Source organism: Sediminibacterium sp. FW305-C-49 (genome assembly GCF_058231085.1).
In genome coordinates, this window is record NZ_JBIQXS010000001.1 from 1,276,915 (window position 1) to 1,294,538 (window position 17,624).

The 17,624-nt window shown below is 40.7% G+C and carries 8 protein-coding genes; 7 read left to right on the top strand and 1 reads right to left on the bottom strand.

Annotated elements, in window-relative coordinates; genetic code table 11:
• Positions 1-12 precede the first annotated feature (12 nt).
• Entirely contained in the window at positions 13-2,787 is a 2,775-nt protein-coding gene (locus ACH3Z1_RS05300) for a TonB-dependent receptor (protein ID WP_490820820.1), read from the top strand.
• A 4-nt stretch (positions 2,788-2,791) separates the two neighbouring features.
• Entirely contained in the window at positions 2,792-3,559 is a 768-nt protein-coding gene (locus ACH3Z1_RS05305) for a GLPGLI family protein (RefSeq protein ID WP_490820821.1), read from the top strand.
• On the opposite strand, the gene ACH3Z1_RS05310 is transcribed toward ACH3Z1_RS05305, so the two are convergent.
• Entirely contained in the window at positions 3,547-4,584 is a 1,038-nt protein-coding gene (locus ACH3Z1_RS05310) for a LacI family DNA-binding transcriptional regulator (RefSeq protein ID WP_490820822.1), read from the bottom strand. The two genes, ACH3Z1_RS05305 and ACH3Z1_RS05310, sit on opposite strands and share 13 nt — an antisense overlap.
• A gap of 983 nt (positions 4,585-5,567) precedes the next feature.
• Between ACH3Z1_RS05310 and ACH3Z1_RS05315 the strand changes: the two genes are divergently transcribed.
• The 5 genes from ACH3Z1_RS05315 (at position 5,568) to ACH3Z1_RS05335 (ending at position 17,623) form a co-directional block, all read left to right on the top strand.
• A complete protein-coding gene (locus ACH3Z1_RS05315) occupies positions 5,568-8,684 on the top strand; it encodes a SusC/RagA family TonB-linked outer membrane protein (RefSeq protein WP_490820823.1) in 3,117 nt (1,038 codons plus the stop codon).
• An 18-nt stretch (positions 8,685-8,702) separates the two neighbouring features.
• Complete coding sequence (locus ACH3Z1_RS05320; protein WP_490820824.1) at positions 8,703-10,490, top strand: RagB/SusD family nutrient uptake outer membrane protein; 1,788 nt, start codon at positions 8,703-8,705, stop codon at positions 10,488-10,490.
• Positions 10,491-10,691: 201 nt separating this feature from the next.
• A complete protein-coding gene (locus ACH3Z1_RS05325; RefSeq protein ID WP_490820825.1) occupies positions 10,692-12,146 on the top strand; it encodes a vanadium-dependent haloperoxidase in 1,455 nt (484 codons plus the stop codon).
• A 13-nt stretch (positions 12,147-12,159) separates the two neighbouring features.
• The gene (locus ACH3Z1_RS05330; protein WP_490820826.1) at positions 12,160-15,504 is read left to right on the top strand and encodes a VCBS repeat-containing protein; all 3,345 of its coding nucleotides are present in this window, start codon (positions 12,160-12,162) and stop codon (positions 15,502-15,504) included.
• A 4-nt stretch (positions 15,505-15,508) separates the two neighbouring features.
• Positions 15,509-17,623, top strand: a complete 2,115-nt coding sequence (locus ACH3Z1_RS05335) for a thioredoxin domain-containing protein (protein ID WP_490820827.1) — start codon at positions 15,509-15,511, stop codon at positions 17,621-17,623.
• Position 17,624 lies beyond the last annotated feature (1 nt).

Below are 17,624 nucleotides of genomic sequence, written 5' to 3' on the forward strand. Positions count from 1 at the left end.
CAAAAACTGCTTTTGCGAACAGTTCACCCAGGCATTATTATTACTATTATAGTATTGGTGTGTATTACCAGTTCTTCACTTCATGCACAAAAAGCAGGTATAAAAGGCGTGGTTACTGATAGTACTGGTAAAGGATATCTTAACTACGCAGTTATTGCACTGATCAATAAAACAGATTCAACACTCACTACTTCTTCCCGGAGTAAAGCCGAAGGTAAATTTCAGTTGGATAAAATTAGTCCTGGTAATTATACGGTGCTCATTACCTATCCCGATATGGCCGACTTCTTAATTGACGTGAGTCTGGCCGACACGGGTATAATTGATATAGGAAAGATTATCATGAATTCCCGTTACCATCTTTTGCAGGAAGTGATTGTTCGATCGGGAAAAGCGATTCGCATGAAGGGTGATACACTTGAATTCAGGGCAGATAGTTTTTATTTACCTGCAGGAGCCAATGTAGAAGAATTATTACGCAGACTACCGGGTATTCAAATTGGACCAGACGGAAAAATAAAAGCACAGGGAAAAGAAGTAACCAGTGTTTTAGTAGACGGGGATGAATTTTTTAATGATGATCCAACCCTGGTGACCCAGTACCTGAAATCAGCATCGGTAGATAAAGTACAGATATATGACAGCAAAAGTGCACAGACGCAACTTACCGGTATTGATGATGGGGTTCGTAATAAAACCATGAACATCAAATTAAAGGAGAATAGCAAGAATGGGATGTTTGGTAAAGCGTCACTCGGCACCAATGCAAACGGCCTGTATAGTCATGAGGGTATGTTGAATGTATTCAGGGGGAAAGAAAAAATAGCAGCATTTGGCATAGGCTCTAATACCGTTAACACTGGTATTTCTTATCAGGACCGATCAAAGTTTTTTACAGAAATCAATGCAGGTATTGAAGATGAGACAGGCACACTGATCGGTAATGATTTTGATATATCAGACAATTATTATGAAGGAGGTCTTCCTTCTACTATCACAGCAGGAGCACAGTATGCCAATAAGTGGAAGGAAAATAAAATAAGTACCAATCTTAATTACCGCTTTAATCAGACCCGAACCATTGGCTGGCAGAGAAATAATGAAACACAGTTATTGCCGGACAATAGTATAAGATCAAGCAGCAGCAACAGTAATTCTTCATCCTATCAGCAAAAACATTCCGGAGGGGGGTATTACGAAACCAGGATTGATTCTTTTTCTACAATAAAAGTTATGATTGATGCACAAAAACAACATAGCCTCAGTCTTAACAACAGTTATAGTGCTTCGCGTAATGATAAAGGTGAATTTTTAAATCAGAGTGAACAACTTAACTCAACCGAGGGTAACAAGTCAGGCTTTAACAGTACGGTTCAGTTACAAAAACGATTCAGAAAGCTGGGTCGTATGGCTTCTTTTACATTTATCCAGAACCACAACAATGTATCATCTACCCGCCTGGCAGAAACCCTGAGTTTTTATTATACCGGTAACAATACCAATCCACCGGGCGACAGCCTGAACCAGATGCAGTTTAATAAGAACGATGTTAATTCAATAGCGGCACGTATTACTTATACTGAACCTATATCGAAAAAAATATTTCTCAGTACTGAATATAGCTGGAGGCGTACTTCCAGCAACAGGGATCGGGATGTTTTAGGCAAGGGAGTAAACGGCAAATATGACACACCCGTTGATTCACTCAGCAATCATTATACGTTCAATATTCAGTCGCATATGCCCGGCATGCTCCTGCAGTTCAATGAAAACAAATTCAGGTTTTCAACCGGAGGAAAAATCAATTATACAACACTTTCCCAAACCGACAGGGATCTCAGAACCACCGGTACACGTAGTTTTATCAATCTTTTTCCGCAGGCACGTATTGAATATGAGCTTCCCAAACAACGTAGAATAAGTGTTGATTATCATGGCAGAACCAGTCAGCCTTCTATTGAGCAATTACAACCCCTGCGCGATAATAGCAACCCACTGTATGTACGTATTGGCAACCCCAATCTGCGGCCTTCTTTTTCGCATCGCTTTAATATAAGTTATTCATCTTTCAATTTCTCTGGCAGCAGTATAAACATAAATCTCAACTGGAGCCAGACACTGAACAGTATCATCAGTACAGAGCGTATTGATCAGTTCAATAAAACCACCACCCAATTTATAAACCGGAATGCCTTTCCTTTTCTTGGACTTTTCATAAACATGTTCCGTCAGCTCGGAAAACCAAGTATAAAGGGAAACGGAACCATTGGATTCAATCTCAATATTAACAGGAATGCCTATCAGCGTATTTTGAATAATAATGAAGTTATAACCCGGCAAACAGGGTTTTCAGCCGGCCCCAACATCGCTTTTTACAGGAACAAGGTTTTTAATATAAATTACTCAGCGCATTTGAGTTATAATATAAGCAATGCAAGTATTGGAAACATTGGCTCAAATGTACTCTTCTCTCATCATCACAATGCGCATGTTGTAGTATTCCTGCCATGGAAGCTTGAACTTTTATCTGATGCAGATATGCATTTTCAGCCTTCTAATTCATCATTTAATACGAGCAGGAACATTATTAAATGGAATGCATCCGTAGTAAAAAAACTCATGAAAAATGATCAGGCACAGTTAAGGTTGTCGGTAAACGATATACTCAATCAGAATACGGGTTTTGACAGAGGAATCAGCGGGAATTCATTTTATGAAAGTGCCAGTAATTTTATACCCCGTTATGGTATTCTTTCTTTTGTATGGAATTTTAGCACCAAACTGTAAAGACATGAAGTGTTTACGATATCTTTTTTTTATTAGCCTGTTATTTTTTTTCAGTGCAAAAACTTTTGCACAGGACTTTGTAACAAGGGCAAAGATTGAATTTCAGAAAAAGGAGAATATGCAGCGCATCATGGCCAAAATGAATTTGCCTGATGATCTCGGGGATGAGCTGATAGAAGACCATATTAGTTATTATGACCTTGTTTTTTCAGGCGACAGGGCTATTTATTCAGCCGGAAGAGAATTGCCTAAAATCAGTGGCAGCGGACAATCATTTATCAGCTTTGGAAAAAACAAGAATGTGCTTTTCAGTAATTACAGTAATCAGCAAAAAGTAAGAAAAGTAATGTTAATGGATGAGGAGTATATAATGGAAGATAGTTTACCCCCTATAGATTGGAAGATTGGTCAGGAAATACGAACCATAGCAGGGTATTCCTGCCGAAAGGCTGTAGGCCGTATTTATGATTCAGTATATGTAGTTGCTTTCTATGCAGAAGAGTTTGTAGTGAAGGGCGGACCCGAAGGGTTTCATGGATTGCCGGGTATGATTTTGCAATTAGCCATACCCCGGTATAATACAGTTTGGATGGCTACCAAAGTTGAATTGGCTGCGGTGGATGAATCTGTTATTACTCCACCCACCATCAAAGGGAAAAAATTATCAAGGGAAGAAATCAAACAGCGACTTGAAAAAAAAGCAAAAAGTCTTGGTATTACCGAGATACCGAAATTTGTCAGCAGTTTTTTTAACAGGAATTATTTTTTGTGACCTTTTTTCAAAGACGATTTCCTGATCAACAACTCCGATCTTACCACAATGGTTTGTGTATGCTTGAGATTGGAAATACCTTTTAAATGATTAATGAGGTTACGGGCAGCGATTTCTCCCACATCAATGCCTGGATAGTGTACAGTAGAAAGTTGTGGTTCAACGATCTTACTGATGGCATCATTGTTAAAACCAACGATCGCAATATCTTCCGGAATACGGATACCATTTTCTTTCAGGGTTTTCATACACACGGCTGCAGAAAAATCATTGGTAATAAAAGCCCCATCGGGTAAGGGTTTCATTTTTAATATTTCCATCGCAGCTTCACGTCCGCCCTGTTCACTCAGGTCTTTGATGAGTACAAGGTGTTTGTCGAATGGTATATTGTTATCGCGTAATGCATCCGTATACCCCTTGTGTCTTTGCGCATAAACATTTCGCTGGAGACTTGCTGTAACAAGCACAATTCTTTTACAACCCTGTTCAATCAGGTGCTGGGTGGCTTCGTAACCACATTTGTGGTTATCGATAATGACTTTGGTGTTTTCACTTTTCTCTTCCACACGGTCGAAGAATACAACAGGTATGCCTTTTTCATTAAAAGGCTCAAAATGCTCAAGGTTTTTGGTATTGAAAGAAAGAGAGGCAATCAGTCCGTCGACCCGTTTATGGAAAAGGTTGAGTGCGTTGGCAGCTTCTTTTTCAAAACTTTCGGAGGAGTGGGCGATGATGATATCGTAACCGGCTTCGGTGGTTATTTTTTCAATACCCGCCAGAACCGATGACATGAAGTTACTGTTGAGTTCATGCATCATGATACCAATGGTATTGGTTTTCTGTTTACGAAGGTTGCTGGCAAAATTATTATGTCGGTAGCCCAGTTCTTTGGCGGCGGCCTGTATTTTCTTCTTGGTATTCTTATTGATGGCCGGATGATCCTGTAATCCGCGACTTATGGTTGCTGAGGAGAGGTTTAAATGAGCGGCAATATCATAAATCGTGGTCTCTTTTTTGGGCTTCATTTGCAATCGGTTGCGATGGAAATTGATATCATATACAAGGTACAAAGTTTTCAGGTAAATAAATGAAGACCTGTTACTGTAAAGCCGGTTGGGATGAGTGAAACGGGCAGGTTATTGCTTTTACCAGACACCAATTTCAGTTGCGAAGAGATACGATAAAAGTAAAAATGAAGAGAATGGAGTGTGAAAACACTGCATTTGGTTATTATATGTGGAAGTTGGGTTAAGTTTTGTTCAGCAGCCCAGGTTAAGTTGACCTTGTAGAATAATTAAAGGTTAGGGGCAATGGTTTGGCCTGTCAGCGTATGGTGCAGGTTGCCGAACCCCATAAACAGGCGTTGAAAGGCTGGCCAGGATGTTTTTTCCCATTGAAAATCAAATAAATACTACCAGAACGGGGGTTTTTTTTGAATTTTATGCAAGCGATTGCATTTTTTTCAAAAATTTGTTTACATTAGTCGAACGAAAATCAAAAGCAAGACCTGGAAAAAGCATAAAATAACTTGTATTGCCTTGGTTGAGATTGTGTTTCGAGCTTTAAACGAAAGGGATTTAGTTCATTTGAAACCAATCAGCAACCGGAGAGACGAAAAAGGCCCATCAAGACGAACAGTTTGTTTTTTGTTTTTGCAACGGATTGCATAAAAACTTTGTCAAACAAAGTTCTACGACCAATTGCTGCTATATGAAGAATAGAATGAACTTGCCACTTTCTCTTCCATACATCGTGCGCTCTCGTATGCACGGTGGTCCGGCAGTTCTGTTTCCTCAACCTTTTCTATTACACACTACCAGCGCTTTATTGGTGCTGATCACCTGTTTATTCTCCATCAGAGACAGACATCCTTTTAAGTTCAACATACGCGACGGTTAGTCAACTGCTATCTATAACACTACAGTGAATATCTAATTATGTATACTTCTCAAAGCGATAAATAAATATGAAAAAGCCTCTAAACAAAACAAATCAAATCTTACAGAGCTTGTTTCGCTTGAAAGCATGGGTGCTGACGGGAGTGATTTTGTTGGGACTGCTTACAATAACAGACAATGCTTTAGCACAGACGACTACTGTGCGCGGCCGTGTAACCAATAGCACAGGAGAGCCTGTCGTTGGTGCATCGGTACAGGTTAAGGGTACACAAACGGGTACCACCACCGACAACGCAGGTAATTTTACCATTTCGGCTGCACGTGGTGCAGTATTGGTAGTATCAAGTGTTAACTATGCTACATCTGAAATCAGTGTTGGTAATAACACTACGGTAAATGTTAGCCTGGCTGCTTCAACAGATGAACTGAATGAAGTGGTGGTAATTGGTTATGGTACACAAAAGAAAAGAGATGTAACCGGATCAACCATCACCATCAAAAGCGAAACGCTGAATGAAATTAAGGCACCGAACATTTTCAACCAGTTACAAGGTCGTGCTGCAGGTGTTGATATTGTAAGCAACAGCTCACAGATAGGTGCCGGAGGAGAAATACGAATCCGTGGTAATCGTTCTATTACCGGTAATAACAACCCATTGATTGTGGTTGATGGAATGGTATATGGTGGTAGTGTAAACGATCTGAACCCTGAAAATATTACTACGGTTGATATCTTAAAAGATGCCTCGGCAACAGCTATCTATGGTTCACGTGGTGCAAATGGTGTAATCATTGTTACCACAAAACGTGGTACTTCAACACAAAAACCCGTTACTACCTATAGTGGTTTTGTAGGTATTGTAAGTGCTTTAGGTACCTACAGGCTTTTTAATGGTGCAGAATATGCAAAGTTTAAAGCAGATGCTGCTGTTGGTAATTCAACCGCTCCGAATGCCAGTTTATATGCACTTCGCCCCATCGAACAAGCAAACCTGGCTGCTGGTGTAAGTACAGACTGGCAGAAATTGTTGCTTACTACCGGATTAAGAACCAGTCATGACTTAGGTGTTCGTGGCGGTAACGAAAGAACACAGTACTTTTTTGGCCTGGGTTACTATAATGAAACAGGTATCATTCATGATCAGAAGTTAGAACGTTATTCGTTTAATGTAAATATTGATCATAAAGTATCTGATCGTATCAAAGTTGGTTTTACCAGCTTCAGTACCTTATCAAGATCAAACAGGCTGGGAACAAATGCCTATGGTGCAGCTACCCGTTTGGGTCCTCTGTTCAAGCCCTATAACGACGATGGTAGCATTAACTTTAAACCAGCCAGTACACAGGGTGTTGATGATGCACAGATTAGTCCGCTTACTTCTATCGGTAACAATGATCTGATCAAAGCATTCCAGCGCAGGTACCAGGTTCAGCATAATTTCTATGCTGAAGTGGGTATTATCAAAGACCTGAAATTCAAATCAACTTTTGGTTTTGGATGGTCTCAAACATTTAACAGTAATTATACGGGACCCAACACCGTATTTAATATCAATACCAATGTAGCTAATTCAGGTTTGAGTACTGCCAATTCAGAAGGATGGCAGTACACATTGAATAACTCATTAGAGTATAATAAAAACATCGGTACCAAACATAAATTACAGGTGCTGGCCCTTCAGGAAGTGCAGAAAAACCATTTCCGTGCACAGCAGTTTAATGGCGTAGGTGTACCGGCCGATTTTATGCAGGATTATAACTGGCAGCAGGTAAATACAGTTACACCACAGGGTGGAAACTTTAGCGAGTCTGCTGTAGTAGGTTATATGGGCCGTGCCATTTATACTTTCGATAATAAATATAGTATCACTGCAACCGTAAGAACAGATGGTGCTTCTGTACTGTCGCCCGGTAACCAGTGGGTTACTTATCCGGCGGTTTCTGCAGGCTGGAACATGGATCGTGAGAAATTCATGGAGAATGTAAAATTTGTTTCAAGTCTGAAATTAAGAGCTGGTTATGGTATCAGTTCAAATGCAGGTATCAATCCTTACACTACACTGGGTAGTTTAGGAACCAGCTTCTATAATTATGGTCAGGGAACAACGGTGGGTACCAATTGGGTAAATGGTTATACCATTAATACAAGCCCCAACCCGAACCTTACCTGGGAAAAAACAGCAGGTCTGAATATTGGTGTTGACTTTTCTTTATTCAAAAACCGACTTTCCGGTACCATTGAATATTACAGCACTAAAACAACAGATATCCTGTTACAACGTCAATTACCACGTAGTAATGGTACCAACTCAATCCTTACCAACGTAGGTGCAACATCATCTTATGGTATGGAGTTTACACTGAGCAGTGTGAATGTGAGAAACAAAAGAGGTTTTACCTGGACTTCAGACCTGAACCTGTTCTTTAACAGAGAGCGTATTGATGCTTTACAGAATAATCTTTCACAGGATTTAGGTAATGGCTGGTTTGTAGGTCAGCCTGTAACAACCATCTACGATTACAAAAAACTAGGTATCTGGCAAACCAGTGAAGCTACTCAGGCTGCAGTATATGGTGCCAAACCAGGTGATATTAAAGTGGAAGACCTCGATAAGAACAATTCAATTACAGCATCAGACAGACAAATCATAGGTAATTTCCAGCCAACACTGGTGGCTGGTTTAAGCAACCGTTTCGAGTATAAAAACTTCGATCTGAATATCGTAATGTTTGGTCGCTTTGGTCAGACAGTAGTAGCTGGTTACCTCGCAGCAGATGGTGGTGGAAATGGCTATCCATTCTTTATGAACAGTCGTGTAAACCAACAGAAAGTAAACTACTGGACGCCAACCAATCCAACGAATGAATTCCCTGAGCCTGATGCAGGTGTAGATGGTCTTCCATTTACTTCAACACTTACTTACAGAGATGGTTCTTTTATTAAGATCAGAACGATTGATCTGGGTTATACATTCTCAGCCAAGTTCCTGGGTAAAACTGGTATCAATTCGCTGAGAGCTTATGTATCAGCACAGAATCCATTCATCTTATGGTCACCATTGGTAAGAGATGGATTGGGTATTGACCCTGAAGGAAACCAATCCAATACTCCTGTAGTTGGAACGCAGGGTGGCGGTGCCGCTTCTGTACCACAACGTGCAGTTACAGTGGGTATGGGTGTTCCTCCAACACGTCAGATCATTTTTGGAATTAATGTGAGATTTTAATTATTAAAACCTATTTCAATGAGACATAAAATTTTAAAATACAGCCTTTTCCTTGGCATCATACTTTTTACAGCCAGTGGTTGTAAAAAGTTACTGGAGGAGCAGCCCAGAACAGGTTTTACGCCTTCATTTTTTACCACAAATGATGGTATTCAGGGTGCGATATCTGGTATTTATTCCAGCTTCAGAGGGCAATGGGCCACGCAGATATGGACCCAGTTATTCAACAGTGGTACAGATGAAAGCCTCCGTGGAGGTTCGGTAGATAACGGAGCTGTACACTGGTTTGTGTACAATAACCCGGTTATCAGAAGTAATACCAATAACTACGAAGGTTTCTGGAACACTTTGTTTATTGATATCAATACAGCCAATGGAGTACTGCAATATGGTGTTGATGCAAATATTCCGGCCGCAACAAAAACACAGTTACTGGCACAGGCAAAATTCCTGCGTGGTTTCTGTTATTTCTACCTGGTAACTACATTCGGACAAGTGCCATTGCACACAACGTTTAGTTCAACAGCATCTGCTGCCGATGCACCGGCACCTTTGGCTGATTTGTATGCACAAATCATCAAAGATTTTACAGAAGCAGCAGCCGACTTACCTAATACACCGGCAGCAGGAACAGGTAAACCTGCCACTAAATCAACTGCTTTATTCCTCCTGGCAAAAACCTATCTCTGGAGAGGTTGGTCAACTGCTGCACAGACAAACGATTACCAGCAGGCATATACCATTTCTAAAAGCATTATTGACAATAAAGCAACATATGGATTAGACCTCCTGCCTTATTTTGGTAATGTATTCAGAGAAGGAAATGAATATGGACCAGAAGTATTAATGGTGATTGATCATACCAAAGACCTGAAATTTGGTCAGAACTCTGCCGTTGGAGCAGGGGCAACCAATGGTAGTGAGAACAAATCAAATTTCTTCTGGAAACCTAACTATCCAACTATTCCGGCGAACTGGCCAACCAACTCGGGTGCCAACGTAACCGTGCGTGATACCAGAAATGGACGTCCTTTCGTTCGTCTCAGACCCAATACGAAATATGTAATGGATGTAGCATTTGCGAACAGGGCAACCGATTCACGTTACGATGGAACTTTCCAGACCGTATGGTTATCAAACAGTGTTGCAGAATCTGCAGCAGGTACAACAGGTGCTACTACACCAAGAGGAACACTGATTAATGGTGTGGATACAGCTATCTGGATGGCTGACAGAGTTGTTACATCAACAGAAAGAGCAAGGTTCAAGGGTATTATTTTCGAACCGGATCATCTGCCTGCTGCAACGGTGAAATACACAGCAGCCTATTTCCCCAGTGTTCGCAAATTCGATGACTCTACCAGGGGTCATATGAATGACTACTCAGACAGACCTTATATACTTTTCCGTTTTGCTGAAGTATACCTCATTGCAGCAGAAGCAGCCTTAAGAGGCGGCGCCACATTACAGGATGCAGCTAACATGATTAATGTGCTCAGAACAAGAGCCGCACTGAAAATCGGGCAAACACCTGCAGAATATGCAGCAGCTGTTGTAGCACAACAAATTACCGCAGCACAGGTTACGCTCGACTTCCTGCTGGATGAGAGAACCCGTGAACTGTATGCAGAAGACTGTCGCTGGTGGGATCTTTCACGAACCAAGAAACTCGTGGAAAGAGTACAATTACATAATGCCGAAGCGGCGGCGGGTGTACAACCATTTAATATGCTAAGACCTATACCACAGTCGCAAATTGACCTGGTGACGGAAGGGCCTAAGTATCCGCAGAACACAGGATATTAGAATTTTCATATGTAAGCAAAAATGAAAACCGGTGTGATGCAAATCCCCGGTTTTCTTTTTATAAAAAGCCGTACAATATGAACGAATGATTTCATCAAAGGATTATTGTTTATTGATGAATGAATTAGTACCTTTTATCAAGCATAACAGCAGTACAAATTGAAATCAGGATACTGACTGATTATTATACAGGAACATGATATGAAGAACGCTTTCAAAATTTTATTCTTATTCTTTTTTTTAATAGGCTGCAATACAAATAAGCAGGAACTGGATGAGCCTTTGGGTGAAAATAACCTGGCATATAAATGGGGTCGTATTGCGCTGGAAGCAACAGCCAACGATACCGAAAAATTCAGACCACGCCCAACCGTAACAGCAAGGATGCTGGCGTTGGTTCAGACAGCCATTTTTGATGCATGGTCGCGATACGACAATACTGCCATTCCTGTTTACCTGCAAAAAGTTGAACGTGTTCCGGAAAAAGAAAGAACACTGCAGAATAAAGAAAAAGCCATTAGTTATGCGGCATACCGAACAATGCTTACCTATTTTTTCTCCGACTCACTGATGCTGACTAACAAAATGAAAGAACTGGGTTTCGATCCGGAAAACAAATCCTTAGATCCAACTACTCCGGAAGGTATTGGCAACCTTGCTGCCAAAACAATTGTAGAAGCCAGACTACAAGACGGCTCTAATCAGTCGGGAACAATGTCGGGTTTAAATGGTAAAACATATGCTGATTATACAGGGTACCAGCCAGTAAACAGCGCCGATAATTTGCGCGATATCAAACGCTGGCAACCCAAATATTTTGCAGATGGTAAAGGAGGAAAATTTGCACCAGCCTGTTTAACACCGCACTGGGGTAAAGTAAAACCATTACTACTCGATTCAGGTAGTCAGTTTAGAAGCCCTGCACCACCGGCTATAGGCTCTGCACAACTCGAAAAAGAAATCAAAGAAGTGGTGGAACTACAGGCCACTTTAACAGACAGCCAAAAAGCATTGGTGGAATTTATGCGCGACGGACCAAAATCTGTTCAACAGGCAGGACATTGGCTCATGTTTGCGCAGAATGTGTCGGTAAGAGATCAACATACCCTTGATCAGGATGTAAAAATGTATTTTGCTATCGAAGCCGCTGCTATGGATGGTTTTATTGCCTGTTGGGATACCAAAATGGTTTTTGACTTTGCCAGACCTTATACATTGGTTCACTACTATTATAAAGACAAAAAAATAAAAGGATGGGGCGGTCCCGGAAAAGGAATGATTGACATGCTGGGACAGGAATGGAGACCTTATTCTCCGGAAACCTTTTTATGTCCGCCCTTTCCCAGTTATGTATCGGGCCATAGTACCATCAGTGCTGCCTGTGCCGAAATATTGCGTTTGTTTACCGGTAGCGATACATTCGGTATAGAAGTAAAACGAATACCAGGTGAAATGACAGAACCTGGTCATGTTGGCCCTGAAGTAACACTTCGTTTCCCCACTTTTACTGCAACAGCAGAAATGGCGGGTATATCAAGGGTATTGGGAGGCTATCATATACAATGCGAGAATATTGAAGGACTGAAATTGGGAAGAAATGTAGCAGGAGCTGTCTGGAAAAAATACCTGTATCATACCAGTGGAAAATCTGAGTAGTAAAAATAAATCTATGTCAAAAAGAATTGCATTAGCACTTTCATTCACAGCTATCAGCCTGTTGTTATTCATTGCCATACCAGGCTGTAAAAGTAGTGCCACTAAAACAGAAGACCCGGTATTTAAAAAACGGGCATCATCAGAAACGGGTATCAGCTTCTCCAATAGGGTAGATGAAAATTACCAGAAAAATTATTTCGACACATTCGCCTATGTGTATAATGGCGCAGGCGTTGCTACCGGAGATTTTAATAATGATGGCCTGATGGATATCTATTTCACAGGGAATGAAGTAGCCAATAAACTCTACCTCAATAAAGGAGGGATGAAGTTTTCCGATATCAGTCAGTCTGCAGGTGTGGGAGGAACCACAGGTTGGGATAATGGTGTTACACTGGTAGATATTAATAATGATGGCTGGCTTGATATATACATATGTAAAGGAGGGAGTACAAAAGAAACAGAAGCTGAAAGAAGCAATCTTTTATACATCAATCAGGGAAATCTCACATTTAAAGAAGAAGCAAAACAATACGGCTTAAATGATAAGGGGTATTCCATTCATGCCGCATTCTTCGATATGGATAACGACAACGACCTGGATATGTACCTGACGAACCGCCCACAGGATTTTTATCTAGGGCTTTCGCAAATGGTGGCAGGAAAGAGGAATCCACCCGATAATATGCGTGACAAACTGTTTCGCAACGACAATGGAAAATTTACAGAGATTGGCAAACAGGCGGGCATCAATCACAACTTCGGATATGCTTTGTCGGTGGTTACATCTGATCTGAACAACGACGGCTACACAGATATTTTTGTATCCAACGATTATGCCGACAATGATTATATCTACATCAACCAGAAAAACGGCACATTTAAAGATGAAGTAAAAACCATGACCAATCACCTGTCATTATTCTCCATGGGCGCAGACATTGCCGATATCAATAATGATGGGCTGGAAGACATTCTGGTAATGGAAATGTTACCCGAAAACTATAAGCGTTCAAAAGTATCTATGCCGCGTATGGATGTGGAAGGTTTCTGGGCCATTGTAGACAGTGGTTTCCATAAACAGTATATGCACAATGCCCTGCACCTGAATCATGGAAATGGATTTTTTAGCGATGTATCGCAGATGGCGGGTATTTCGAAAACAGAATGGAGCTGGTCTACCCTTGCCGCCGATTTTGATAACGATGGCAACCGCGACATTTTCGTGGCCAACGGTTACAGAAGAGATCTTTTTGATGGCGATTTACAGCAGAAACAAGATATGTATATACAGGCTAATGCACATAAGTATTCATCATCAGAGGAAATGTTTGAAAAAGGATTCAAGGAATACATGGACATCTATAGTCCGATAAAAGCAAGAAATTATCTGTTTAAAAATAAAGGGGATCTGCAGTTTGAAAATGTTGCAGAAGCCTGGGGTTTCAAAGACAGTACATTCTCCAATGGAGCAGCTGTAGCCGACTTTGATAATGATGGTGATCTTGATTTGGTCATCAATAACCTCGATGGCGAATCGGATCTCTACGAAAACGTAGTCAATAATAAAAACAATTATATCAGAATTAAACTGGAAGGCCCGCAAAAAAACATAGACGGAATCGGTGCAAAACTGGCACTTTATTATGATGGAAAAATGCAGCAATTCTTTCAGCAGAAACTGGTGAGGGGCTATCTTTCAACCAACGAACCAGCTGTGCATTTTGGATTGGGTAAAACAACCAAAGCAGATAGTATTGTGGTAATATGGCCCGATGGCAAATCAAATACCATTAAAAACGTAACGGCCAACCAGGTGCTGAAAGTAAATTATAAAGAAGCGGTAACAGGTATCAATCACAATGCCGTTTACGATCCACTGTTTGCAGAAACAACCGATCAATTACTGGCTGTTCCGTTTCTGCATAAAGAAAATAAATACGATGAATATGTTGATCAGGTATTGCTTCCACATGAATTTAGCAGAAGTGGCCCTTTTATAACTACAGGCGATATCAATGGCGATGGTCTGGATGATTTCTATGTGGGTGGCGCAAAAGACCAGCCGGGAGCTTTGTATATACAGGAGAAGGGAAAATTTGTACCCAGATCTATTCCCGTATTTGAAGCAGATAAAAAATATGAAGACATGGGTGCTGTATTTTTTGATACAGATAAAGACGGAGATAAAGATTTATATGTAGTGAGTGGCGGCAGCGAGTTTAACGAAGGATCGCCCATGTATCAGGATAGGTTATACCTGAACGATGGAAAAGGAAATTTTTCGAAAGCCAACCAGTCTGTTCCGGTAACAGCCAGTAGCGGATCATGTATAACAGTATTTGATATAGATGGGGATGGTGACCTTGATATTTTCAGGGGCGGTGAAGTAATGCCACATAAATATCCATATGCGCCACAGAGTTATATACTGGTAAATGAAAAAGGCACATTTGTAGACCGGACCAGTGATATTGCTCCTGAATTAAGCAGAATCGGAATGGTAAAATCTGCACTTTGGTCAGACCTTGACGGCGATAAAAAACAAGAACTGGTAGTAACAGGCGAATGGATGCCCATCAAAGTATTTGCGTATAAAAATGGCAAATTGAAAGACCTCTCCGTAAGTTATGGTTTTGGTGAAACAGAAGGCTGGTGGAATAAGCTGGTAGCTGATGATATTGATGGAGATGGTGATATGGATTTGCTGGCCGGCAATCTCGGAGAGAATTATAAATTCAAAGCCTCTACACAAAAGCCATTTGAAGTGTGGGCCAAAGATTTTGATGCCAATGGTACCAATGATATTTTCCTGGCACGCCACCTCAGCGACAATACCATTGTACCCATACGTGGCCGTGAATGTACCTCACAACAATGTCCAATGATTGCACAAAAATTCCCAACCTATTTGTCATTTGCCGAAAGCGATCTTATGGGCATATTGGGAGAAGAAGAAATGAAAACGGCCCTGCATCATAAAACACACCTATTTTCAACGGTCATCTTTGTAAATGAAAAAGGAAAATTTACGGCAAAGCGATTACCGATGGAGGCACAGCTTTCAACAGTGAACGGTATGATTGTAAAAGACTTTGATGGAGATGGAAAGAAAGATATACTACTGGCCGGAAATAAGTTTGATGTGGAAGTTGAAACCACACCCGCAGACGCATCACCAGGTCTGTTCCTGAAAGGATTGGGTGATATGAACTTCAAGGCACAAAAACCATTGGAGAGTGGCTTTTTTGCTCCATATAATGTAAAAGATATTCAACCGGTTAAACTGGCCAATGGCATGGGTATACTGGTAACTGCCAATAATGATCGTCTAAGAGTTTTTTCAAAAAGGAGATAAATGCATGAATAAAAGGGTTGAGAAATGGAAAACAGTACTCAGTAGCAGCGTACTTGCCCTGTTTATTTTGTCGGCTTGTTCGGGTCTTACCGGAAACAAAAACAGACTTCAATATGCTTCAAGCCCATACCTGCAGCAACATGCCGATAACCCAGTTGATTGGTATGAATGGGGTGATGAAGCACTCAATAAAGCCAAAAAAGAAAATAAACCCCTGCTCATCAGTATTGGATATTCCTCCTGTCACTGGTGTCATGTAATGGAGCGCGAATCATTTATGGATACCGCAGTAGCGAGGATCATGAATGAGAAGTTTGTATGTATAAAAGTTGATCGCGAAGAAAGACCTGATATAGATAATATCTACATGAATGCTTTACAATTAATTTCGGGTAATGCAGGCTGGCCCTTGAATGCATTCGCTTTGCCAGATGGGAAGCCTTTTTTTGCAGGCACTTATTATACCAATAAAAGCTGGAAGAGCTTGCTGCAAAGCATCAGCAATACTTATAACACAAAACAACAGTTGGTGGTTACGCAGGCAAATGCCTTGTTAAATGGCATGAAGACAGATGAGTTTCGGTTAATAGATACTTCTTCCATTACCGCAACCAGAATGAAGAAGAGCGAATATGTTCAGGTTTTCGATAGTATTTATGCCTCACTTGATTTACGCAATGGCGGATTGAGCGGTACACAAAAATTCCCTATACCGGTTTTGGCAGAATTTTTATTACAGCATTTTTATATTACCGGTGAACAGAAAGCGCTGGATGCAGCAAGAACCATGTTGAATAAAATGGCCATGGGAGGTATATATGATCAGATTGGAGGAGGCTTTGCCCGATATACAACTGATAGTTTATGGCGTATTCCTCACTTTGAGAAAATGTTATACGACAATGGCCAGTTAATCAGTCTCTATGCACATGCATCCCAACTTATTAATGATCCACTTTATAAAGAGATAATAGCAGAAACAATTGCTTTTATTGAAAAAACCTTTCTGGCTGCTGGAGGCGCTTATTACAGTTCCATCAATGCCGACTCAGAAAAAGAAGAAGGGGCTTATTACGTATGGACTACCGATGAATTGAAATCGATATTGGGAGCAGACTACCAGTTATTATTCGAATATTATAATATTAGTGAAAAAGGTAACTGGCAGGATCAAAAAAATATTCTTTATACAAGTTTATCGCCATCTGCATTTGCACTTCGGAAAAATATGATGATAGAGGATTTTAACAGGTATCTCTCCAATGCCAAAAGAAAACTCCTCAACGCAAGAGCCAACAGAAAAAAGCCAGTGGTAGATACTAAAATCATCACAGCGTGGAATGCCATTTTAATAAAGGGATATGCAGATGCATATGCTTCAACCGGCGAACAAGAATACCTTAAGAAAGCCGTCACCTGTGCGGTTTTTATTGAAAAAAACATGCTCGGTCAGAATGGTTCCCTCAAACGTATCTATAAAGAGGGCAAAGTATCCATCGAAGGGTTTCTGGATGATTACGCCTGGACAGCTGCGGCATTTATACGGCTGTATGAGGTGAGCCTGGAACATAAATGGTTAGAGACTGCAAAAAGAATCACGGAATACGGTGTAACCCATTTACGTAATCCTCAAAACGATTTCTTTCATTACGCTGCTACCGGTAAAACCAATCTGGTGATGCAGAAAACACCGATTACAGATGATGATCTTCCGTCAGCAAATGCAGTAATGGCCAAAGTGTTGTACACCATTGGCACAGTATACGATATACCGACATATGTTGAACAAAGTTCCCGGATGTCTGCTGCTGTTTTTCAAAGGGTAAAGCAAATGCCGAAATACCATTTACAATGGGCTATCTTGAATGGTTTTTTTGCGGCCAATAGTTATGAAGTGGCTATTGTTGGCAACAACGCACAGATTCAGAATCAGTTATTACAGAAATATTATTTACCCACCACTATTACTATTGGAAGTGTTAGCGATGAAACCTTGCCTTTATTGCAGCAAAAACAAGTTCCCGGTAAAACACTGATTTACGTTTGTACCAACAAAGTCTGTAAGCGACCCGAAGAAGAAGTGCCAAAGGCAATAGATCAGATAAAACCCAATAACTAGT

Coding starts and splice junctions, on each gene's coding strand:
- ACH3Z1_RS05305 (WP_490820821.1), top strand. CDS start 2,792: ATGAAGTGTTTACGATATCTTTTTTTTATTAGCCTGTTATTTTTTTTC.
- ACH3Z1_RS05310 (WP_490820822.1), bottom strand. CDS start 4,584: ATGAAGCCCAAAAAAGAGACCACGATTTATGATATTGCCGCTCATTTA.
- ACH3Z1_RS05320 (WP_490820824.1), top strand. CDS start 8,703: ATGAGACATAAAATTTTAAAATACAGCCTTTTCCTTGGCATCATACTT.
- ACH3Z1_RS05325 (WP_490820825.1), top strand. CDS start 10,692: ATGAAGAACGCTTTCAAAATTTTATTCTTATTCTTTTTTTTAATAGGC.
- ACH3Z1_RS05330 (WP_490820826.1), top strand. CDS start 12,160: ATGTCAAAAAGAATTGCATTAGCACTTTCATTCACAGCTATCAGCCTG.
- ACH3Z1_RS05335 (WP_490820827.1), top strand. CDS start 15,509: ATGAATAAAAGGGTTGAGAAATGGAAAACAGTACTCAGTAGCAGCGTA.